General features: G+C 28.8%; 22 protein-coding genes and 3 tRNA genes. 14 read left to right on the top strand and 11 right to left on the bottom strand.

The features are described from left to right. Nucleotides 1–4: 4 nt before the first annotated feature. From CSPA_RS28310 to CSPA_RS28280, 7 genes are all read left to right on the top strand, one after another. A complete protein-coding gene (locus tag CSPA_RS28310) occupies nucleotides 5–451 on the top strand; it encodes a single-stranded DNA-binding protein (protein WP_015395848.1) in 447 nt (148 codons plus the stop codon). Between the two features lie 23 nt (nucleotides 452–474). Next, the gene (gene rpsR, locus CSPA_RS28305) at nucleotides 475–735 is read left to right on the top strand and encodes a 30S ribosomal protein S18 (RefSeq protein WP_015395847.1); all 261 of its coding nucleotides are present in this window, start codon (nucleotides 475–477) and stop codon (nucleotides 733–735) included. A gap of 177 nt (nucleotides 736–912) precedes the next feature. Then, nucleotides 913–1,233: a MazG-like family protein gene (locus CSPA_RS28300; RefSeq protein ID WP_017810888.1), complete on the top strand. Its 321-nt coding sequence runs from the start codon at nucleotides 913–915 to the stop codon at nucleotides 1,231–1,233. A 22-nt stretch (nucleotides 1,234–1,255) separates the two neighbouring features. Further along, nucleotides 1,256–3,196, top strand: coding sequence for a DHH family phosphoesterase (locus CSPA_RS28295; protein ID WP_015395845.1), 1,941 nt, complete (start codon nucleotides 1,256–1,258; stop codon nucleotides 3,194–3,196). 2 nt (nucleotides 3,197–3,198) lie between these two features. Next, nucleotides 3,199–3,645 carry a 50S ribosomal protein L9 gene (gene rplI, locus CSPA_RS28290; RefSeq protein ID WP_015395844.1) on the top strand — a complete coding sequence of 149 codons (447 nt, stop codon included), beginning with the start codon at nucleotides 3,199–3,201 and terminating at the stop codon, nucleotides 3,643–3,645. Between the two features lie 12 nt (nucleotides 3,646–3,657). Further along, the gene (gene lonC, locus CSPA_RS28285; protein WP_015395843.1) at nucleotides 3,658–5,556 is read left to right on the top strand and encodes a Lon family ATP-dependent protease; all 1,899 of its coding nucleotides are present in this window, start codon (nucleotides 3,658–3,660) and stop codon (nucleotides 5,554–5,556) included. 143 nt (nucleotides 5,557–5,699) lie between these two features. Further along, the gene (locus tag CSPA_RS28280; protein WP_015395842.1) at nucleotides 5,700–7,037 is read left to right on the top strand and encodes a replicative DNA helicase; all 1,338 of its coding nucleotides are present in this window, start codon (nucleotides 5,700–5,702) and stop codon (nucleotides 7,035–7,037) included. Between the two features lie 72 nt (nucleotides 7,038–7,109). Here CSPA_RS28280 and CSPA_RS28275 read toward each other — a convergent pair whose 3' ends face one another. Next, entirely contained in the window at nucleotides 7,110–7,448 is a 339-nt protein-coding gene (locus tag CSPA_RS28275) for a hypothetical protein (RefSeq protein ID WP_015395841.1), read from the bottom strand. Between the two features lie 146 nt (nucleotides 7,449–7,594). Here CSPA_RS28275 and proC point away from each other — a divergent pair, with 146 nt between their 5' ends. Further along, complete coding sequence (proC, locus tag CSPA_RS28270) at nucleotides 7,595–8,395, top strand: pyrroline-5-carboxylate reductase (RefSeq protein WP_015395840.1); 801 nt, start codon at nucleotides 7,595–7,597, stop codon at nucleotides 8,393–8,395. A gap of 62 nt (nucleotides 8,396–8,457) precedes the next feature. On the opposite strand, the gene CSPA_RS28265 is transcribed toward proC, so the two are convergent. Beyond that, nucleotides 8,458–8,967, bottom strand: coding sequence for a hypothetical protein (locus CSPA_RS28265; protein ID WP_015395839.1), 510 nt, complete (start codon nucleotides 8,965–8,967; stop codon nucleotides 8,458–8,460). Between the two features lie 50 nt (nucleotides 8,968–9,017). After that, nucleotides 9,018–10,196: an NAD(P)-dependent malic enzyme gene (locus CSPA_RS28260; protein WP_015395838.1), complete on the bottom strand. Its 1,179-nt coding sequence runs from the start codon at nucleotides 10,194–10,196 to the stop codon at nucleotides 9,018–9,020. Nucleotides 10,197–10,439: 243 nt separating this feature from the next. Here CSPA_RS28260 and CSPA_RS28255 point away from each other — a divergent pair, with 243 nt between their 5' ends. The 3 genes from CSPA_RS28255 (at nucleotide 10,440) to CSPA_RS28245 (ending at nucleotide 13,028) form a co-directional block, all read left to right on the top strand. Continuing rightward, nucleotides 10,440–11,726, top strand: coding sequence for an adenylosuccinate synthase (locus tag CSPA_RS28255; RefSeq protein ID WP_015395837.1), 1,287 nt, complete (start codon nucleotides 10,440–10,442; stop codon nucleotides 11,724–11,726). Nucleotides 11,727–11,823: 97 nt separating this feature from the next. Next, complete coding sequence (locus CSPA_RS28250) at nucleotides 11,824–12,006, top strand: DUF1858 domain-containing protein (RefSeq protein ID WP_015395836.1); 183 nt, start codon at nucleotides 11,824–11,826, stop codon at nucleotides 12,004–12,006. Between the two features lie 266 nt (nucleotides 12,007–12,272). Further along, on the top strand, nucleotides 12,273–13,028 hold the full coding sequence (locus tag CSPA_RS28245) for an acyl-[acyl-carrier-protein] thioesterase (RefSeq protein WP_015395835.1): 756 nt from the start codon (nucleotides 12,273–12,275) through the stop codon (nucleotides 13,026–13,028). 142 nt (nucleotides 13,029–13,170) lie between these two features. Here the strand turns inward: CSPA_RS28245 and CSPA_RS28240 are convergent, their stop codons facing one another. Then, nucleotides 13,171–14,415, bottom strand: a complete 1,245-nt coding sequence (locus CSPA_RS28240; RefSeq protein ID WP_015395834.1) for a BaiN/RdsA family NAD(P)/FAD-dependent oxidoreductase — start codon at nucleotides 14,413–14,415, stop codon at nucleotides 13,171–13,173. A gap of 458 nt (nucleotides 14,416–14,873) precedes the next feature. Between CSPA_RS28240 and CSPA_RS28235 the strand changes: the two genes are divergently transcribed. From CSPA_RS28235 to CSPA_RS28225, 3 genes are all read left to right on the top strand, one after another. Next, a tRNA-Glu gene (locus CSPA_RS28235) sits at nucleotides 14,874–14,948 on the top strand. Between the two features lie 15 nt (nucleotides 14,949–14,963). Then, nucleotides 14,964–15,039: transfer RNA gene (locus CSPA_RS28230), tRNA-Val, on the top strand. 6 nt (nucleotides 15,040–15,045) lie between these two features. Continuing rightward, nucleotides 15,046–15,122: transfer RNA gene (locus CSPA_RS28225), tRNA-Asp, on the top strand. 120 nt (nucleotides 15,123–15,242) lie between these two features. On the opposite strand, the gene CSPA_RS28220 is transcribed toward CSPA_RS28225, so the two are convergent. From CSPA_RS28220 to CSPA_RS28190, 7 genes are all read right to left on the bottom strand, one after another. Next, complete coding sequence (locus tag CSPA_RS28220; RefSeq protein WP_017810889.1) at nucleotides 15,243–16,223, bottom strand: ATP-binding protein; 981 nt, start codon at nucleotides 16,221–16,223, stop codon at nucleotides 15,243–15,245. Further along, a complete protein-coding gene (locus CSPA_RS28215) occupies nucleotides 16,216–17,217 on the bottom strand; it encodes a DnaD domain protein (RefSeq protein ID WP_017810890.1) in 1,002 nt (333 codons plus the stop codon). The genes CSPA_RS28220 and CSPA_RS28215 overlap by 8 nt, the downstream gene beginning before the upstream one ends. A gap of 125 nt (nucleotides 17,218–17,342) precedes the next feature. Further along, on the bottom strand, nucleotides 17,343–18,542 hold the full coding sequence (locus CSPA_RS28210; protein ID WP_015395831.1) for a S8 family serine peptidase: 1,200 nt from the start codon (nucleotides 18,540–18,542) through the stop codon (nucleotides 17,343–17,345). Nucleotides 18,543–18,758: 216 nt separating this feature from the next. Further along, a complete protein-coding gene (locus CSPA_RS28205) occupies nucleotides 18,759–19,574 on the bottom strand; it encodes an MBL fold metallo-hydrolase (RefSeq protein WP_015395830.1) in 816 nt (271 codons plus the stop codon). Between the two features lie 17 nt (nucleotides 19,575–19,591). After that, a complete protein-coding gene (locus CSPA_RS28200) occupies nucleotides 19,592–20,023 on the bottom strand; it encodes a DMT family transporter (RefSeq protein WP_015395829.1) in 432 nt (143 codons plus the stop codon). 83 nt (nucleotides 20,024–20,106) lie between these two features. Continuing rightward, nucleotides 20,107–20,583, bottom strand: a complete 477-nt coding sequence (locus tag CSPA_RS28195; RefSeq protein ID WP_015395828.1) for a dUTP diphosphatase — start codon at nucleotides 20,581–20,583, stop codon at nucleotides 20,107–20,109. 254 nt (nucleotides 20,584–20,837) lie between these two features. Then, the gene (locus CSPA_RS28190) at nucleotides 20,838–21,377 is read right to left on the bottom strand and encodes a hypothetical protein (protein WP_015395827.1); all 540 of its coding nucleotides are present in this window, start codon (nucleotides 21,375–21,377) and stop codon (nucleotides 20,838–20,840) included. Nucleotides 21,378–21,604 lie beyond the last annotated feature (227 nt).

Here is a 21,604-nt window from a genome sequence, read left to right as displayed (position 1 = left end):
GTAAATGAATAAAGTAGTTCTAATTGGAAGATTAACAAAAGATCCAGAACTAAGATTTACTCCAGGAAGTGGAGCAGCAGTAACAACCTTAACATTAGCAGTTGATAAATATAACACAAAGACTGGTCAAAAAGAAGCTGATTTTGTACCTGTAGTAGTATGGGGCAAACAAGCAGAAAGTACTGCTAATTACATGAGTAAAGGTAGCCAAATGGCTATTAGTGGTAGGATTCAAACCAGAAGTTATGATGCGAAAGATGGTACTAAAAGATATGTAACAGAAGTAGTTGCTACAGAAGTTCAATTTTTAAGTAAAGGAAATGCATCAGGTAATGCTGGAGCTAGTTTTGGTAACAGCAATGAATATTCAATGCCAGTAAATGACGCATTTAGTGGCGGAAATTTTGAAGAGGATATAACTCCTGTAGATGATGGAGATATGCCTTTCTAAAATTATAGTAAGGAGGGAAAAAGATGAGCAGAGAAGAAGGTAACAACGGTAGAAGACCTGGCGGTAAAATGAGAAGATCTAGAAAAAAAGTTTGTGCTTTTTGTGTAGATAAGGCTGAATTTATCGATTATAAAGATATAAATAAGCTAAGAAAGTATGTTACAGAAAGAGGAAAGATTCTTCCTAGAAGAATTTCTGGAGCTTGCGCTAAACATCAAAGAGAATTAACATCTTCAATTAAGAGAGCAAGAAACATAGCATTATTACCATTCACAACAGAATAAAGGTAATAATTAATATCCCCTGAGAAATCAGGGGTTTTTTAATATATAAAAATATACATAAGCATATAATTTTAAATAAATGGTAAAAAATAGCAAAAAAAGATTATAAGTTCTTGCAATACTTAAGAAAAAAAATTAAAATAGTAATACAGGGTTTTGAGAGAGGGTGATATGACTATGAAAAAAGATAATTTTAATATAATGTCTAACATTAAAATTATAGAAGATTTAAAGGCACAATTAATTTGTATAATAGGAGAATTCTTTAAACTTTTAACAAAAGGAAATAATGTAGCTCGAGATTCAATTCCAAATTGTATTTCAGGTGCAATAATTATATTATATATCTTAGGAGAAAAATTAGGTTATTCATTTGTAGATATAGATCATATTATTAAATCAAAATTGGAAATGGGTATAAGAGCTGAAGATGAAGTTGAAAAAGAAGGTAAAAGTTTAAGTAAATTAAATCGTTATATTAATGATAGAAAAGATTGAAGATATCTTAGGAGGCTTTTTAATGAATTGGATGATTATGCTTAAACGATTGCTTAGGCCTTGGCTATTAATTATTATTTCAATAATATTATGTATATACAATTATATAGGTATAGGTATAATTATCCTCATAATTTATTTAATAGATAACATTCAGCAATTAAATTATTATTGGAAGAAAGAAAATGATAATAATGAGTTTATAAAAAGTATAGACAAAGGAATATCAGATAATGCGTTAAAGTCTATTTATCCAGTAGCACTAATTGAAGAGGATGGAAAATTAGTGTGGTATAATAACTTATTTAAAACGTTAAAATCTAATGAAGAAGAATCTGAAAAAAATATTTTAAGTATAATCAGAGGATTAAATTTAGAAGAGTTTTTGAAGCATGGAAGTAGTTTGCATCAAAGAATAAATATTAAGGATAAATTATATGATGTATATGCTAATTTAATTGAAACAAAAGATAAAAAGCATTTATATATATTATCATTTAATGATATAACAAAATTAATAGACTATGAAACAACCAAAGAAAGTGTAATGTTGATAGAAGTAGATAATTTTACTGAAGTATTGGATAAGACTGATGATAACAATAGACCACTTTTGGTTGCAGAAATAGAAAGAAAAATAAATGCTTATGCCAATAATTTAAATGCAATGATTAAACGATATGATACAAATAAATATGTATTGTCTATTCAAGATAAGTATATTGAAGATGAAATAAAGCAGAAATTTAAAATAATTGAAGAATTTTCTAAAATTGATAAGGGAAATTCAATTGAGATTACATTAAGTATCGGGATAGGAAAAGGTGGAATGTCACCACTTGAAAATTATAATAATGCCAATATAGCTAAAGAATTGGCGTTAGGTAGAGGTGGAGATCAAGCAGTTGTTAAAACAAATGATGAAATAAAGTTTTTTGGAGGAAATACCAAAGAGATAGAAAAAAGAACAAAGGTGAAAGCACGAGTTATTGCAAGAGCATTAAGCGAGTTGATTTATGAAAGTAGCAAGGTTTATATAATAGGACATAAGAATCCTGACATGGATTGTTTTGGTGCAGCAGTTGGATTAACAAGTGTAGTAAAACAATTGGGTAAGAACTGTAATATAGTATTAAATAATGATAATAGTGCAATTGAATATTATTTAAGTAAGTTGCAAAAAGAATCTAAATATGATGGTGTATTCTTATCTGCAGAAGATGCAAGAAATGATTTGGATAGTAAAACGCTAATTATTATTGTAGATGTTCATAATAAAGGATATATTGCTGATTTGGAATTAGTAGAGAAAGCAGAAAGAAAAGTTATAATTGACCATCATAGAAGAAGTACAGATATGATAGAATGTGATATATTAAATTATATAGAAGTATATGCTTCATCTACATCTGAAATGGTTACTGAAATAATTCAATATATAGTAAATAAGCCTAATTTAACAAGATTGGAAGCTGAAGGCTTGCTTGCAGGTATTTTTATGGATACTAAAGGTTTTTCTTTTAAAACAGGAGTTAGAACTTTTGAAGCTGCATCCTTTCTAAAATCTCTTGGGGCAGATCCGATAGAGATTAAAAAAATGTTTACTGATGATTTAGAAGACTATCTTCTTATTGCAGAAACAATAAGGACTGCAGAAGTAAATGAGAATGTAGCTATTGCAGTAACACCAAGAAATATAAACACTGTAATTATAGCAAAAGCCGCTGATGAATTATTAAATATATCAGGAATACATGTGAGTTTTGTATTAGGTGAAGTTAATGATGATGTATATATTAGCGGAAGATCAGTAGGTGAGATTAATGTTCAAGTCGTTCTAGAAGCACTAGGAGGAGGCGGACATATGAATATTGCAGGTGTTAAAATTGCAAATAAAACAATTGATGAAGTAATTTGCGAATTAAAAGAAGCAATGAAAAAATATTTAAGGATAGGTGAATAGAAATGAAGGTTATTTTATTACAAGATGTTAAGAAAATAGGTAAGAAAGGTGATGTTATTGAAGCATCAGATGGATATGCAAGAAACTTTTTATTTCCTAGGAAATTAGCACAAGAAGCTAGTACATCAAATATGCATATTTTAAATAATAAGATAGAAAATGAAAGAAAACAAAAATTAGCAGAAGTTGAAGCTGCTCAAAAATTAGCAGGAGAATTAAAGGGGAAAGAAATATCAATAAAAGCTAAGACAGGAGATAGTGGAAAATTATTTGGTGCAATTACAAGTAAAGATGTAGCTGAACTAATAAAAAAACAATACAAAATTGAAATAGATAAGAAAAAAATTGTTATGGATACAATAAAATTAGCAGGTGGATACGAAATTGAAATTAAACTATATCCAGAGGTTAGTACTAAAATGAAGGTGATTATTGTTCCACAAGAATAAGGAGGATTAATTTTGAATTTATATGATGACACAAATTTATTGTTGAAAGATATTATTTCTGGAACTTTATCATTAGATTCACAAATAGAAGCATTAATTTCTATAACTAAAAACATTCTTGATAAAGGCGCATTTAGAGCTAGAACAGTTAGATTTAAATTGGATAAATTTATACAATCATCAGATCTTTGTGAAAAAATTTATGCATTAAATAGTATATTGGCTGAAGGAAAGGATTTGAAATCTGTACCTAAAAGTGAAGATTTAGAAGAAGCTATAGATAAAACTATAAGATTAATTTCTAATGAGTTGGCTAAAAAATATGTTCAGAGTAAGATAGAATCACAAGTTGAGCAATCCATCATGGAAAAACAAGAAAAGTACATCGATGAAGTTAGACTTTCAGTTATTAATAAGCAAAAGGGTGCTGAAAATAAGAAGACAATAAGTAAATTAAATAATCTGATAGAATTAGATAGTAGAGATGCTAGTAAAAATATTATGAGTTTCCTTAGACCAACAGATTTTACACAAGTAGTTGGTCAAGAAAGAGCTATAAAATCATTGATATCGAAATTATCTTCGCCATATCCTCAGCATATAATTTTATATGGACCACCTGGAGTTGGTAAAACTACAGCAGCAAGGCTTGCACTAGATGAAGTTAAAAAGCTTTCATTTACTCCTTTTGATGATAAATCAAAATTTGTTGAAGTAGATGGAACTACATTAAGATGGGATCCAAGAGAAATAACAAATCCATTGTTAGGATCAGTACATGATCCAATATATCAAGGAAGTAAGAGAGATTTAGCTGAAGTTGGTATACCAGAACCTAAGCCAGGACTAGTTACTCAAGCGCATGGAGGGGTACTGTTTATAGACGAAATAGGAGAGTTGGATTCTATGCTTCAGAATAAACTTTTAAAAGTTTTAGAAGATAAAAGAGTAGAATTTTCATCATCATATTACGACCCAGATGATGAAGCTATTCCTAAGTATATTAAATATCTATTTGATAATGGAGCACCAGCAGATTTTGTTTTAATTGGAGCAACAACTAAAAGTCCAAGTGAAATTAATCCTGCTTTAAGATCAAGATGTACAGAAGTATATTTTGAGCCTCTTTCTTCATCAGACATAATACATATAGTTGAGGATGCAGCAAGCAAGTTAAATGTTAGATTAGAAGATGGCGTAGCACAAAAAATTAGCAATTATACATTTGAAGGTAGAAAAGCAGTAAATATACTAACTGATACATATGGATATGCATTACATCGCAATAAAAAGTTTATAGATAATTTGAAAATAAAGTTATCCGATTTAGATGAAGTAATATCAATAGGAAGATATATACCACTTGAACGATTAAGGAATATAGACAGAAAAGAAGTAGGGCATGTATATGGATTAGGTGTTAGTGGATTTTTAGGATCTACAATAGAAATTGAAGCAGCTGTTTTTCCATCAAAGAAAAAAGGTGCTGGTGTTGTTAGATTTAATGACACAGCTGGAAGTATGGCTAAAGATTCTGTATTTAATGCAGCATCAGTTATTAGAAATTTAACAGATAAAGATATTAAGGATTATGATATTCATGTTAATGCTGTTGGAGGTGGAAAAATAGATGGTCCTTCAGCGGGAGCAGCAATTACTATTTGCATAATCAGTGCATTGTTAAATAAGCCAATAAGGCAGGATATAGCAATTACTGGGGAGATTTCCCTACATGGAAATATTAAACCAGTTGGGGGAATATTTGAAAAGATTTATGGAGCTAAAAGAATGGGAATAAAACTTGTATTAATTCCAAGGGATAATGAAAAGGAAATTCCTTTAAATACTGAGAATGTAGAAGTAAGGGCTCTAGAATCTATAGAAGATCTTATGAATATTGCATTTAATTAACATATTATTTAAAATAAAAAGTCTCTTGTAATATGGGAGACTTTTTTTTATACTTAAGAAATGATAGAATTAGATTGGTTAAATTACAAAAGAAGAAATACATAAATAATTGTCAATAGATAATTAGATAGGAGGAATAAAGCTTGGATGCATCAGTTATGAGGAGTTTGCCTCAAAGCATAGAAGCGGAACAATCAGTTTTAGGATCTATGATAATAGATAAAAATGCTATTGCTAAAGTATTGGAAAGCTTAGAAGAAGAAGATTTTTATAGGGATGGCCATAAGATAATATATAGATCTATATTAGATATGTTTAGAAGTGACATAGCAATAGATTTGTTAACATTGTTAGAATATTTGAAAAGCACCGATATGCTGGAGCGAGCTGGAGGGGTAACCTATATAACAGAATTGAGTGCTTCTGTACCAACTACTGCAAATCTGAGTGCATACATAAAGATTGTTTCTGATAAATCTACTTTGAGAAAGCTAATTAAATCATCAACTACTATCATTGAAGAAAGTTATAATAATCAAAGTAATGTAGAAGATGTTGTAGATAGTGCCGAAAAGAAAATATTTAATATTGCAGAAAAAAGAACTTCAAAAGACTTTGAACCACTAAGTGATGTATTGGAAAGAGGATTTGCACAAATAGAGAAGCTTTTTAATGAAAAAGGTACAGTTACTGGAGTTGCTTCAGGGTTTACAGATTTGGATGCAAAGACTTCTGGATTTCAAAGTGGAGATATGGTATTAATTGCAGCTAGACCATCAATGGGAAAAACCACTTTTGCTTTGAATATAGTGGAATATGCAGCACTTAAAGAAAATAAAAGTGTTGTAGTATTTTCACTGGAAATGTCTAAGGAGCAATTAGCCTATAAGCTGCTTTGCTCAGAAGCTAACGTTGATATGTTAAGGCTTAGAACAGGGGCTTTAGAAGATAAAGATTGGGAAAATATAGCTATGGCAGCGGGACCTCTTTCAAAAGCAAAAATCTATATAGATGATACTGCTGGTGTTACTGTTATGGAAATGAGGTCAAAATGCAGAAGACTTAAAATAGAGTATGGAATAGATTTAATAGTTATAGACTACTTGCAGCTTATGTCAGGGGGAACTGGTACTGATAATAGACAACAAGAAGTATCTGAAATATCAAGATCTATTAAAGCTTTAGCTAAGGAAATGGAATGTCCAGTAATTGCTTTGTCACAGTTATCCCGTGCCCCAGAACAAAGAGCAGATCATAGACCAATGCTATCAGACTTAAGAGAATCTGGATCAATTGAACAAGATGCCGATGTAGTTATGTTTTTATATAGAGATGAATACTACGATAAAGAAACAGAAGACAAAAATATGGCTGAATGTATAATGGCTAAGCAAAGAAACGGTCCAGTTGGTACAGTAAAACTAGCATGGCTAGGTCAATTCAGTAAATTTGGTAATCTAGATGTAATTCATAGGGAATAAAATTTATATAAAAAGAAATAATAAAAGATATAAGAAGTTAATCTTAACTTCTTATATCTTAAAATACTAATATTAAATAATTTTGGGAATTATTAATTTAATAGCATTTTTATGTTCATGGAGCAATATATGATTTAAATCAATTGTTGGTAAATAAAAAATTCTTTGAGACAATATTTTATTAGAATTATTGTTAGATTTTATAATTAATATTAAAAAATTATACTTATAAGATATTTCCAGTAAATGCATGTTATCATCAAATGAATTTATATTAATGTAATAAAAATCTAAAGATTCTTCAAAGTCACATGTAGGAAGTTGTTGCTCACAGTTTGAGTACAAAATAGAATCAATAAAATCCGTTGGGGTTTTTAATGAAGTATTAAGTATTAATAAATTATTAGTCATATATATTCCTCCCTTCATAACTTATTATAGTTTGTGATTTTACGTGCAAGCTATTCTATGATTGTGGTGGGCAAAATCTAATATATTTATATAAAAATGATAAAATTTGAAGCTATAACAAATAAATTTAAAATGGGGGCTATAAAATGAATAAGAAAATTGGGTTTATAGGTTGTGGAAATATGGGCAGTGCCATGGTAGGGGGATTAATAAAGTCGGAATTTTTAGAAGCTAATAATATGATAATTTCAACAAAAACTGAAAAGTCTGCTAAAAAATTAAATGAACAATTTAATGTATTAACAACTTTTGATAGTAAAATTGTAGCACAAGAAGCAGAAGTAATAATTTTAGCTGTAAAACCTTTTATGTATAAAACAATAATAGATGAAATTAAATCAGAATTAAACAAAGATAAGTTAATTATTTCAATAGCAGCTGGAATTAGTATAGATAATATGGAAAATTGGATAGGCGAAGATGCTAAAATAATTAGAACTATGCCTAATACACCGGCACTTGTTGGTCAAGCTATGTCAGCAATATGTCCAAATAAAAACGTAAGCAAAGATGAATTGGATTATTGTTTTAAAATATTTGAAAGCTTTGGAGAATGTGTTCAGTTAGAAGAAAAGGATTTTCATGCATTTACAGCTTTATGTGGATCGTCACCAGCATATGTATACATGTTTATAGAAGCCATGGCAGATGCAGCTGTGAAACTAGGAATACCTAGAGCTAAAGCTTATAAGATGGCAGCACAAAGTGTTTTAGGATCTTCCAAGATGGTATTAGAAACAGGAAAGCATCCAGGGGAATTAAAAGATGCAGTTTGTTCTCCGGCAGGAACCACAATTGTTGCAGTGGCTGAACTAGAAAAATTGGGATTTAGAAATAGTGTTATACAAGCTATTGATAAGTGTGCAGAAAAATCACAAAATATGTAGATGGATTAAATAAAGATAGATGTTTTAGAATCATCTATCTTTATTTGTATATTAGGACTATATCATAAAGCTAACGATTTTAATAAGCTGGAGTAAAAATTCAAGTTTTCTTTAGAATCCACAAAACATGGAAATTTAAGGTTATAATTTCCCCAGATAGTAATAGGGGTGTTAGTAAAATAAAAAGTAGTAAAGAAAACTTCCCGTGTGTTAAGCCGAACTAAAAATGGTATAAGGGATTTATTTTTAAGAAGATAAAAAACTCCATCATGAGACTTTAAATTTAAGTGAAGTTTTAATGTTTTAATATCTTCTTCAGGCATAAGTTTTGCAAGGCGACTTCTATCTTCGTTTGAAAGTTTAGCAATATAGAAATCGATGTAAGCTTCAGAATTATTTTTTTCAAAAACTTCTTCTATAAATTTAATTAAGATTTTTTCACCATCTTCTATATTACTAGCATCAATAGTAAAATTTTCGAATAAATTAAAGCCGTCAAGTATGTTGTCAAATCTAATATTAACATTATTTTTAAATTCAAAGTCACTTATAGGAATTAATAGTTCACTCATATTATTCAACTCCAAATTAGAATTAAGATTAACTTTATGGTAATTAAATATTATTTAATTGATGCTACTCCACTTTTAATTGCAGCTTCTTTAACTGCTTCAGCAACTAAAGTTTGAACTTTTAAATCAAATGCTTTAGGGATTATGTTTTCAGGAGATAAATCTTTTTCAGAAATAGCATTTGCAATCGCATAAGCTGCCGCAACTTTCATTTCTTCATTAATGTCTGTTGCCCTTGCATCTAGTGCACCTCTAAATATACCAGGAAAGGCTAATACGTTATTTATTTGGTTAGGAAAATCAGATCTACCAGTACCCATTACTGCAATACCAGCTTCCTTTGCATCATCAGGAAAGATTTCAGGAGTTGGGTTTGCCATAGCAAAAATGATTCCATCCTTATTCATAGTTTTTACCATATCTTTTGAGACTATATTTGGGGCAGAAACACCTATAAATACATCTGCACCTTTTATGGCGTCTGCAAGTTTACCAGTTTCATTGTTAGGGTTAGTTATATTTGCTAATTCTTCCATGTAAATATTATGGCTTAAATCTTTATCACGGCTTATTATACCATCAATATCACACATAACTATATTTTTAACTCCAGAAGAAAGTAATAATTTACAAATAGCAGTTCCAGCAGAACCAGCACCATTAATAATTACTTTTATAGTTTCTAAATCTTTCTTCACTATCTTTAAAGCATTTATTAATGCTGATAAAACAACGATTGCTGTTCCGTGTTGATCATCATGAAATACTGGAATATTTAATCTTTCTTTTAATTTCTTTTCAATTTCGAAACATCTCGGAGCTGAAATATCTTCTAAATTTATACCACCTACAGTTGGAGCTATATTTGCAACTGTATTAACGATTTCGTCAACGTTTTTAGTGTCTAAAACTATAGGAAATGCATCAACATTGCCAAATTCCTTAAATAAAATGCTCTTTCCTTCCATTACAGGTAAAGCTGCAAGTGGCCCAATATCACCTAAGCCTAGTACTGCGGTACCATCTGATACTACGGCAACTGTATTCCATTTACGAGTGTATATATAAGCTTTTTGAGGATCCTTATGTATTTCACGACAAGGCTCAGCGACACCTGGTGTATATGCAAGACTTAAGTCCTTTGAGTTTTTTACTTCACAAGTTGGTTTGATTTCATATTTGCCTCTTTTTTCTTCATGAAATTTTAAGGCTTCTTCATAAATATTCATTAAAAACACTCCTTAACATGTTAGTTATAGATAAAATAAGTTAAATTTAAGCAAAAACTTAATAATATAAAACAATTATACGAATTATTTATAAAAAAAGCAAAAAAATATTCGATATATAGTTGACCGTGGAAATGTACTTTGCTACTATTTAAAGGGAGAGATTAAAATATATTAATTGACTCCAAGTTATTAATTAAAATAAAAAAGGCAAGCTTATTTATATTAAGGGAGGCAAGATAAATGTCAGCATTTATTGTTTTAGGAGCTCAATGGGGAGACGAAGGAAAAGGAAAGATGACAGATTATTTAGCGGAAGATGCTAATGTAGTTGTTAGATTTCAAGGAGGAAATAATGCTGGTCACACTGTAGTAGTTGGTGACAAGGAATATAAACTGCACTTAATACCATCTGGAATTTTATATGAAGATAAATTAAATGTAATAGGAAATGGAGTAGTTGTAGATCCAAAGGCTTTATTTGAAGAAATAGATTACCTAGAAGGTGTTGGTGTTAAAGTCACACCTGAAAAGTTGATTGTGAGTGACAGAGCACAACTTATCATGCCATATCATAAAGTATTAGATAAATTAAAAGAAAAAGCTAGAGGTAAGAATGATATAGGTACTACTGGTAAAGGAATAGGACCTTGTTATACAGATAAATTTGAAAGATGCGGAATTAGGGTTTGTGACTTATTGCATAAAGATGTTTTTACAGAAAAATTAAAAGAAAATGTTGAAATGAAAAATGCTTATATTACTAAAGTATTAGGAGGAGAAGCATTAAATTTTGATGAAATCTTAAAGGAATATTTAGAATTTGCTGAAAAGTTAAAACCATTTGTTCAAGATACATCTGTAAGAGTTTATAACGAAATTAAGAAAGATAAAATAGTTTTATTTGAAGGTGCTCAAGGAATGCTTCTTGATATTGATTATGGTACATATCCATATGTAACATCATCAAATACAACTGGTGGCGGTGTTTCTAGTGGTGTAGGAATAGGTCCAAATATGATTACTAATGCAGTAGGTATAACAAAGGCATACACTACAAGAGTTGGTAAAGGTCCATTTCCAACAGAATTGCTTGATGAAACTGGAGATTGGATTAGAGAAAAAGGCCATGAATATGGTGTAACTACAGGAAGATCAAGAAGATGTGGATGGTTAGATTTAGTTATAGTTAAAACTGCTGCTAGAGTAAGTGGATTGACTTCATTGGCTGTTACTAAGATTGATACTTTAGCTGGCTTAGAAAAGATTAAAGTATGTGTTGGATATAAGTTTAATGGTACAGTTATAGATTATTTTCCAGCAAGTTTAGAAGATTTAGCTCAATGTGAGCCAATATATGAAGAATTTGATGGATGGGATGATAGTGTAGCTGATGTTAGAAGCTATGAGGAATTACCTGAAAATGTTAAGAAGTATTTAGCTAGGATATCAGAATTTACAGAAACTAAAATTTCAATAGTTGGAGTTGGTCCAAAGAGAGATCAAACTATGAGAATAGATAGTTTATAGTATAGTGTTATACTCGGGTATTGACTTTCACTTTGGTATAAAATATAATTTTAATTGAGACAATAATTACATAAGTTATATTAAAGAAGGTGAGAGTATGGTAACTAAGGATATGACAATTGGTGAAGTAGTTAATGCGGATTCCTCTAAAGCAGGAGTTTTAATGAGTTTTGGAATGGGATGTGTTGGATGTCCATCAGCTCAAGCTGAGACTATAGCAGAAGCTGCAACTGTTCATGGAATAAATTTAGACGATTTATTAGAAGCATTAAATAGATAATTATATTATTTATTTAAAGGATTTTCTTTTTAGAAAATCCTTTTTTTATATTCTATATTTATAAATATATTTGTAAATATGGAATGTTTAATACATTTAAACATATTCTTATGATAATATTATATGAGAATAGGCAAAATCATTAATAATTTTAGAAAGGGGGAAGGGTTATTGCACTTATAGAAAGCGCATAATTAAAATTTTGTTTAAATTAGTGTTTGGTAAATATGCGGATTATTGATTTTATGTACGTGCAATAAATATATATGAGCAAAAGTTTTACAAAAAAATATGAAATACATTATTATGAAGTAAATTCAAAAATGAGATGTAAATTACCATCAATAATTAATTTTCTTGAGGATGTAGGTACTCAGCAATCTGAGAGTTTGGGAGGCGGAATTGAGTATTGCAAAAAAAATAATTGTGGTTGGGTATTTTATAAGTATGATATAAAGATTCATAGATACCCATTGTTTGGAGAAACCATAAGTATTACTACAGAACCTGTAGGTTTTAAAAAATTCTATGGATTAAGAAATTATAAAATCAACGATGAAGCAGGTAATATTATTGGGGAAGGATCAGCCTTATTTTTCTTAATTGATATTGAAAAAAGAAGACCAATGAGAATACAACAAGAACAATATGATTTTTATGGTGTTGATGGCGATATTGATTATAATATAAGTATGGATAAAATAGAGAAAATTGATGAAAATCAATATAATAAACAATTTAGCATTAGATATAGTGATATTGATTCAAATAATCATGTTAATAATGTTAAGTATTTTGAATGGGCCATGGAAGCAATTCCACTTGATGTTATTAATAATTATGAACTTAGAAGAATTAAAGTTATTTTTGAAAAGGAAACTAATTATGGAGAAGTTATATCATCATCGGCTACAATAAAAGTGCTAGATGATAATAAGTTGAAGTCATATCATACAATAAGAAATGCTGAAGATGTAGACGCAGCATTAATAGAGGCTGAATGGGAAAAATGTGCACATTAAAAAGAGTAGCTATGCTACATTTAAGAACATCTCATAGTAGCTTTGGACTTGTTATTTATTTTCATGTGCCTTAAGAAAACTAGCTATAACAAACGTAATAGTATTTATAAGTTTGTTATAGCTAATTTTATTATTAAGTTATTTATTTGCTAGCAGCAGATTTTGCGGCTAAATAACCAGAACTCCACGCCCACTGAAGGTTAAAGCCACCGCAATCACCATGAACATCCATGACTTCACCACAGATATAGAGATTTTTAACTAATTTAGATTCTAATGTTAAGCTATTAATTTCCTTAGTGTCAATTCCACCAACAGTAACTTGGGCGTTAGGAAATCCATTAGTACCTGTACAGTTAAAATCCCATTTCTTAAATTTAGCAATCAATTTATTGATATATTTCCAGTCTAAATTGCTGCAAGGCAAATGAATATCTTTTATACCAACATCTTTTAGTATAGTAGGAATTAATTTTTTATTTATTACTCCAATCAATGCTGATGATATTTCTCTATGGTTAAATATAGAAATATGTGAAGATAAGAAATTCTCTACATCTTCGTTACTTTCATATGGAAACATGTCTAATCGTATAGTAACTTTAGCATTTTCTGAAAGTGCTTTAGAGGCATAAGATGATAGTTGTAGTATAGGTGGACCAGAAATACCATAGTCGGTAAAGAGTATTTCACCTGTTTCAGTACGCATAAGTTCATCATTTATTAAAATAGAAGCGGAACCATCAAATTTTATTCCTGATAGAGCTTTTAAAAAAGGATAATCTAATTTTAATTGAACAATGCCTGGAAGAGGTGTTTTAATACTGTGTCCAAGAGATTTACTTAGTTTGTAGCCAGAACCATCAGAACCTGTTTTTGCAGCAGATTTTCCTCCACAGCTTAAAATAAGTTTATTGCAAGAAAAATTATTATATTCAGCGTTATTGCTAGATAAAATGAAGTTTTTCTTTTTTGTTATCGAATTAATTTGGCAATTGTTATACAATGGTATATTTTTATCATCAATAGCCATTCTAAATATATCTATGACAGAGGAAGCTTGAAGAGATTTTGGATACAGTTTACCATTAACAGAATTAGAAAATGGTAAACCAAGAGATAAAAACATATTTTCAGTATCTTCTACTGAAAACTTACTTAAAGCATCTTGGAAAAAGTTATTATTATCGCTATGAAAATTTTTATAAGGATAGGTAATATTTTTATTACTTATATTACAACGTCCATTTCCAGTTACAAGAATTTTCTTTCCAATCCTATCAGTACCTTCAACAATAGCTACATCTAAGCCAAAGTCTTTAGCAACTACTGCTGCCATTAAACCAGATGCACCGCCACCAACAACTATTAAATCGTGATATATCATATTAATTAATTTCTCCTTACAATGAATTATATGTGTCTTTATAAATTTTATCATAGTAATATGTATGTTAAAATAAATGGATATTAAATTTATATTTAAAAAAAGTATTAATGTTAATAAATATTTGTAAATAGATTTATAATAGTTAGGGGAAATTATACATGTAAATAATTATATTAAGCTAAAAAAATTTAAAATTATTAAAACTATATTTAAAAAAAGTAAAATCTAAGAGTAAATGAAATTTAATTATATGTTTATAAAATTATTGAAAATGGTGAAAAAATGCTAATAAAATGAGTACAGAAAGTATATCAGACAAGATAAAAATAAAAAAAATGAAAAAATGTGTTGACACGGAATCTAAATTTATGTATTATAGTCTATGTGGTCAGCAGCTTGAATAACTCAAGGACATGGGTTGTAACATTCAAGATTAAAGAAACCATACAAAGCATGGCTCCTTGGTCAAGCGGTTAAGACACCACCCTTTCACGGTGGTAACAGGGGTTCGATTCCCCTAGGAGTCACCATTTTATCTATCTTATGGGCGCATAGCTCAGCTGGGAGAGCACCTGCCTTACAAGCAGGGGGTCACAGGTTCGAGCCCTGTTGTGCCCACCATAAGATGGCTCAGTAGCTCAGTTGGTTAGAGTGCCGGCCTGTCACGCCGGAGGTCGAGGGTTCGAGCCCCTTCTGAGTCGCCAAAGTAAAATAAGTTCTAGTGTTAACTAGGACTTATTTTTTTGTTTAGATATATTACGAACTATGAAATAGAAAAAGCTACGGCATGTAATATGCAGTAGCTTTTTTATAAAGGGAATGGGTTATTTATTCTTTTCTAAATTCTTTTTTATCCTTATATCTTCAGAATAAAATTTGCACAGTTTAAATTCACCAATTAATCTAGATGCAATTCTTTCACTGTATTGTTTCGTTATACCTGGTAAGGTTAAATTAGTAGAAATAAGCATTTTTTTATTTGTAAGAATTCTCTTGTTAATTACATTGAATAACTCAGTTATAGAAAATTCGTTAAGATGCTCTGCTCCTAAATCATCTATTATTAATAAGTCACATTCTAAAATCAAGGATTCTAGTGAGGAATCGTTATTGAATCTTATTTCTCTTAAATTCTTAATTAATTCATCAGAAGTTTTGTATACAACTAAATATCCAAGATCTAATATGGCTTTTGCTATGCAGTAAGATAAATAAGTTTTACCACTGCCTGGGTTACCGTAAAATAACATATTGGTTGATATTTTTGAAAAGTCAGGAAGATATTCTCTTAATACAAATTGCAAAATATTTTCCATATTTTTTCGAGGTGTAAATTTTTCGTCTCCAAGTTTATGATTAGAAAATAAGTTTAAATCGAAATTATCGAAGTTATTGGATGCTACTGTATTTTCTAATTCAGAATTTTTATAATACAATTTAACTAATTTCTGCTTATAGCAACTGCACTTAACAGGTCCTATGAAGCCTGTATCTTTACATTTAGTACAATGGTAACGTAAATTTAAGTATTCAGGATCATATCCTCGTTCAACCAGCATTTCACACTTTTTTACTCTTAAGTCAGTTATATTTTCTTTAAATTCATCAATTACTTTTTCGCCATCAGTAGATTTAAGTATTGACACTGCCATTTTTAAAGATAACTTCTGAATTTGATTATCTAATTCGATAATCTCTGGAAATTTCTCAGAAATTTCTGCCTTTCTAAGTTTTAAAGCTTTAGCCTCATCTTCTCTAATTTTATCATATATTTTTAAAATTTCAGTTTGATATCCTTTAATCATCATTATCCCATCCTAAAAGTTTTTTTTCTAAGGAATCGTAATCATACTCCCTTGCTTCAAAATTATTGAATTTAGGAGTTGATTTATCATTATTATTGTTGCGGATATAATTTTTTTGATAATTATTATTTTTAGAATTTTTTGTATCCTTAAGAGCTATATCTTCTAGCGTTCTAATATTATTTTTATTCCAGTTAGTTAGTATTCCATCGATGTATTTGAAATCAGCTCTACTTAATCTTTCAAAACATATATCACAGGCTTTAGTTATAATTTCATTTGGAAATTTGTAGATTAAAAGCCATTTCTCAATTAAATCTTGTTGTGGCTTCATTATATCAGTATTATTTATACCTAAGTAGGTTAATATCTTTCTTATGTTAAGCCATTTATCTTCAGTTTTTTTGATTAAGTTTTGTGCCTGCTCAACATTTGTTATTTTTTGATCATGCCAAGCCAAGGCTACCTTTTCAATATATCTAGGATCACTTTTGCCTTTTGATATACAGTATTCCATTAATATTAAAATTAATTCAGAGGAAAAGCCAAATTCCTTTTGCCAATTTAAGTAAATAGACATTTCATTTGGCGATAAGGGTCTTGCTAAAAGTGTTTCAATGTCTTTTAGCATATCCTTTGTACTAGTACTGTCTAAGGCTTCAAGTAAATCAACTTCCTTTTTAGTATTTACTGGTTCCTCTATTAAGTCTAAAAATTCTACATCAAAATTTCCCATAGTATCTATTTTAGTTAGCTTTAAAACTCCTTGATCATTCCAATAATTAAGGGCATTTATAATATCAGATTCTAATAAATTTAATGCTGAAGCTAATATTGTTGAGCTAATTCCTAATTCTCCAGAAATATTATGTTTTAACATTAATAAATAAATTTTTACAAATTCACCTCTAGCTTGAGGCATGTATTTCTCGAGAAATATATTACTTACAGGAGTAGATTTTAGAGATTTATTCTTTAACATAAATGTACTCATTTTTATGTCACCAACCTTTCAAATGGTCTGTCATTTACATTATATTAAATAATTATAATAAAAAAATATTATATGTAAATAATTATAGCATATTATAAAATATGCTATAAGGTATGAAATATTAATTAAGTTATAAGTTTGTGTATATTTATTAAACCTTCACCTTGAATTGAACTAGAGATATCATCAATAGGATCGCATGCAATTTTCAACAATGAATTCATGTCTTTGAAGCTCATAGCTGGATTTTTTTCGCATAGCAAAGCACATAAACCACTAATATAAGCAACAGCAATTGATGAACCAGTAAAAGTCTTATATGCGATATCTAGTCTGTTAGGATAAAGCTTAAGGCCATTTTTTTCGGGAATGTAATTATTGTCAGAGTTTAAGGAAACAATATTAACACAAGCAGCAGATAAATTAGGTTTATTTAATTTGACATAAATACCTTCAGAAGAGTAAGCATAAGGTTTTATAATTGGTGAAGCTGTGTTTAATCCTGATACAGTAATGCAGCTTGGAAGAGTTGCAATACCCATTATAGAAGTCTTAGTACTCAGATTACTTCCGCTAGGCACTATTGGAATCAAGCCTTTAGAGATAGCATAATTAAATGTTAAATCAAAACAAGAAATGATGAATGTATTATGAGTTAAAAGTTCAAAGGGAAGACATAATACTTTTATGTTATTTTCTTTAGATTTATTAGATAAACTTTCAATTGAATACAATATATCAGAGGCAAATCCTTTTCCAAGCTTATCAAAGGCTTTATAGCAATATAATTTACTTTTATTGCAGATACCTTTATACATATTATTAGACGATAAACCACTACTGCATAGAATTCCTGCAATTGATGTACCGTGGCCATTGTCATCATATGGATACTTGAAATTATTTATTAGATCTTCAAAGAATTCTATCTTAGTGCTAGGGGAGGTTAAATCCTGATGAGGATATATGCCACTATCAACAAGTCCTATGCCAATTCCAGCACCTGATAAATTAAATTTTTCTGAGAAATGAACTTTGTTGGCAGTAGTAACGCTCATACCACATAAAAATAAGTATTCATCTAAGTAAATTTTTTTTACTTCAGGATATTCTGACAACCTATCAATACCTCGTGAATTAAGTCTTGCACTTATAAGATTAGAAGATTCTATTATATGAAAAACAGTTCCTCTATATGAACTGATCTTTTTTACAATTGAAGATTGAAAATCTTTATATTGAATAAGCACTCTGTAATTTTTAAAAGCATTTTTGGATATATAGGATTGTAGATTATGATCTAATTTCTTTTTAAATAAGAACATATATTTCTCCAAAATATTATTACTTCAATATATTATATGAAAAATAAATTTATTGTTAATATAATTAAAATAAATTTATTCTCTACGTGAAAATAAATTTGATTATGGAAAATTATAAATGGCAGGTTAAGTACTCCTCATTATATTGTAATAGAACAATAATTGGAATAATTACCTACCACTTATTTGTTAAAAGATATTTTAATTAAAATGTATTTAAAAACTATAAGTTTCTCCAATATCTATAATTTTTATAGATTGGTCATTTAAGTTTAATAATGATTCTTCAGTTTCTTTAAAGTTTTCCAAAGAAATTTTGAAGGTCTTATAATGAATTGGAATCATTATTGGACATTTCATCATTTTAAACATTTCATAACTTTGCTCTGGAGTGCAGTGCATATATGTAAATCTATCAGGTTTATAGCAGCCAACAGGCATTAATGCAATATCACAGCTAATATTTTTAAATTTATCTGTAAGAGCAGTATCGCCAGCGAAAAATACACTTTTATTTTCACGTTCAATTAAATAAGAAATACTTTCATTATCTTGGCCAAAATAAAAACGTCTCCCATCATGATTAGCTTCATAAGCAGTAATTTTTACAAAGCCATCATCATATACGTCGCCAGGGTGTAACAATACAACATTTTTGAAGCCTAATGATTTCATAATGCGAACATATCCTTTAGGGACAATTATAGTTGCGTCCTTATTTAACTTTTTTAATGAAGGAAAGTTTAAGTGATCCATGTGGCCATGAGATAATAGTATATAATCTACTTTTAAATCAGATAAATAGTCAGGCTTTTCTGGTAATCTCTTAAAATAACCTAATAAACTCGAAAATACAGGGTCTGTAATAATTATTTTGTTAGCCAAATTAATAACTGTAGTTGCATGACCAAACCAATTTACAGAGTTCTCAGTAATATCATCAGATTTAATTGGCTGGTTTTTGCTAAAATATTCTTTTACATTATTAATTGTTAAATGGAATAAAAAATTTATGTTAGAAAAAAAATTCAAAGCATGTCATTCCTTTCTTAATGATTCCATTTAAATATTACAATACCAATAATCATAATAGCAATACCTAAAAAATGATTTAAGGAAAACTTAATTTTATCACTTCCAAATAATCCTAGAGCATCAATAAGTGCAGCAACAAGTAATTGAGATACTAAAATAATACCGATACCTAAGGTAGGTCCCATGGAACTAACGCTTTTCATTACTGTAAAAGTGATTACAACTCCTAGGATTCCCCCTAATAAATAGAGTTTGTTTACCTCCTTCAAGTTAGTAAAATCTCCATCTCGTAGAAAGAAAAAAACTACAATACTTACTATAAGAGCAATAACTTGAACAATTAATGTAGTTTCCCATACTCCTATTTTTTCTCCCAACCTTGTATTAAACACACCTTGCACACTCATAGCAACTCCAGAAATTAATGCGCATAATATTCCAAACATAATATCACCTCAGGAGTATTATGCCCGTAAGTTAACTAAATATTATATTAAAGAAAAGTATATTATGTAAAAGTTATAAACAATTAAAGCATTACTAATTTATCTGAGCTTTTTAAAAATTGATTTTGTATTTGAGCTTCTGAAAAACCTAATGTTAGCCCTAAACTTAATAAATCTTCAAATAAAGTTAAGTAATGGTCCATTGATGGTGATGCAATTAAATCATTTGTATCAATATATAAATTTAAAAATTGATCACTTAGACAATAATCGTTGGGATTCATTGTTACTGCAATTAGATCTGTGTATTTGTGGTCAATCCCTAAAGTCAACACCTGAGAAATACAAGTTATATATTTATGGAATACAGAAGTTATGTTTATTGGATTAGAATTGTTTAATAGGTAGTTAAAGCAATTAGTTTCATTTGCTAAATCTCCAAGAGCAATTTCAAATTCTAAGTTTTTACGTACTTGCAATTTATGAGCGTCTAAATCTTCGTTTATTGACAAACTATCATTGTATTTTTTTTGTACTTTAAATAGTGGTTGAATATTCATAATAAATCCTCCTGTACTTTTAGTAATACTACTATTTTACAAAATCTTTAAAGTAAATTAAAGTTCGGAAAACGAATACAGAAAAAATATTTTTAGAAAATTCATAAATTATTATTTTTTTTGATTATTTTATCAATTATTTAATCTAATAAAATGATAAAAGACTAGATTAAATATAAAACTTAATATTTAATCTAATCTTTTATTTCTTATTGTTAATTTAAAATTATTGCATATAAACAACAGAGTATAGTTTAAAAATCTTTTAAAACATAGGATTTTAATGGTGTATTCTTCTTAACAGTAGGTAATTTCCATATTTCTATACTCTTAATTCTTAGTTTTACACAACTATTTTCATCATATATATCCGGAAAATTTAATTTTAGACTTTGCTTTTTGTAATCTCTAGGAATGTAAACTAAATTAGCAAGTGAAACAAAGTTATCTTCAAAAGATTTAACACTAAATCCATTAAGTTCTAACATATCAAATAAACTACGAGAAAGTCTCTTTATGTAACCTTTATCATCAACTTTTAAATTTATACTTTTAGTAGGTTCAAATAAATATACTGAATCACTAGCATCAATTCTAAAACTCTTATAAGGAGCCACTATTTTATCAACGATAGGATATAATTTATCTAAATTTGGATTTTCTATTGCTGATAATAAAACAAAAGGTGCCGGTGAATTTCTATTAGCCCTAAATTTTTTTGACATATTTTTTTGAATAGGAGATATTATTTGATATGTATTTTCATCAAATAATGCAACTATATAATACTTCATGATAACCCTCACAATCTCAAATAGTGTATTACTAGAATATTACTTATTATAGCATAATAAGTAATATAAAAGAATATGATTGTAAGAATAATTAATTGGTGAATTGGGATAATAATTATGTAATATTAAGAAAAATATTAAATAAAAGTAATAATATAACAAAAAATGTAAGGATTAATTTATTTTAGACTAGTAATTATGGTGAAAAAAGTGCTTATAGATTAAAA

This window comes from Clostridium saccharoperbutylacetonicum N1-4(HMT), assembly GCF_000340885.1.
In the GTDB taxonomy this organism is placed as follows: domain Bacteria; phylum Bacillota; class Clostridia; order Clostridiales; family Clostridiaceae; genus Clostridium; species Clostridium saccharoperbutylacetonicum.
This window is presented reverse-complemented; position numbering and strand designations above follow the sequence as displayed.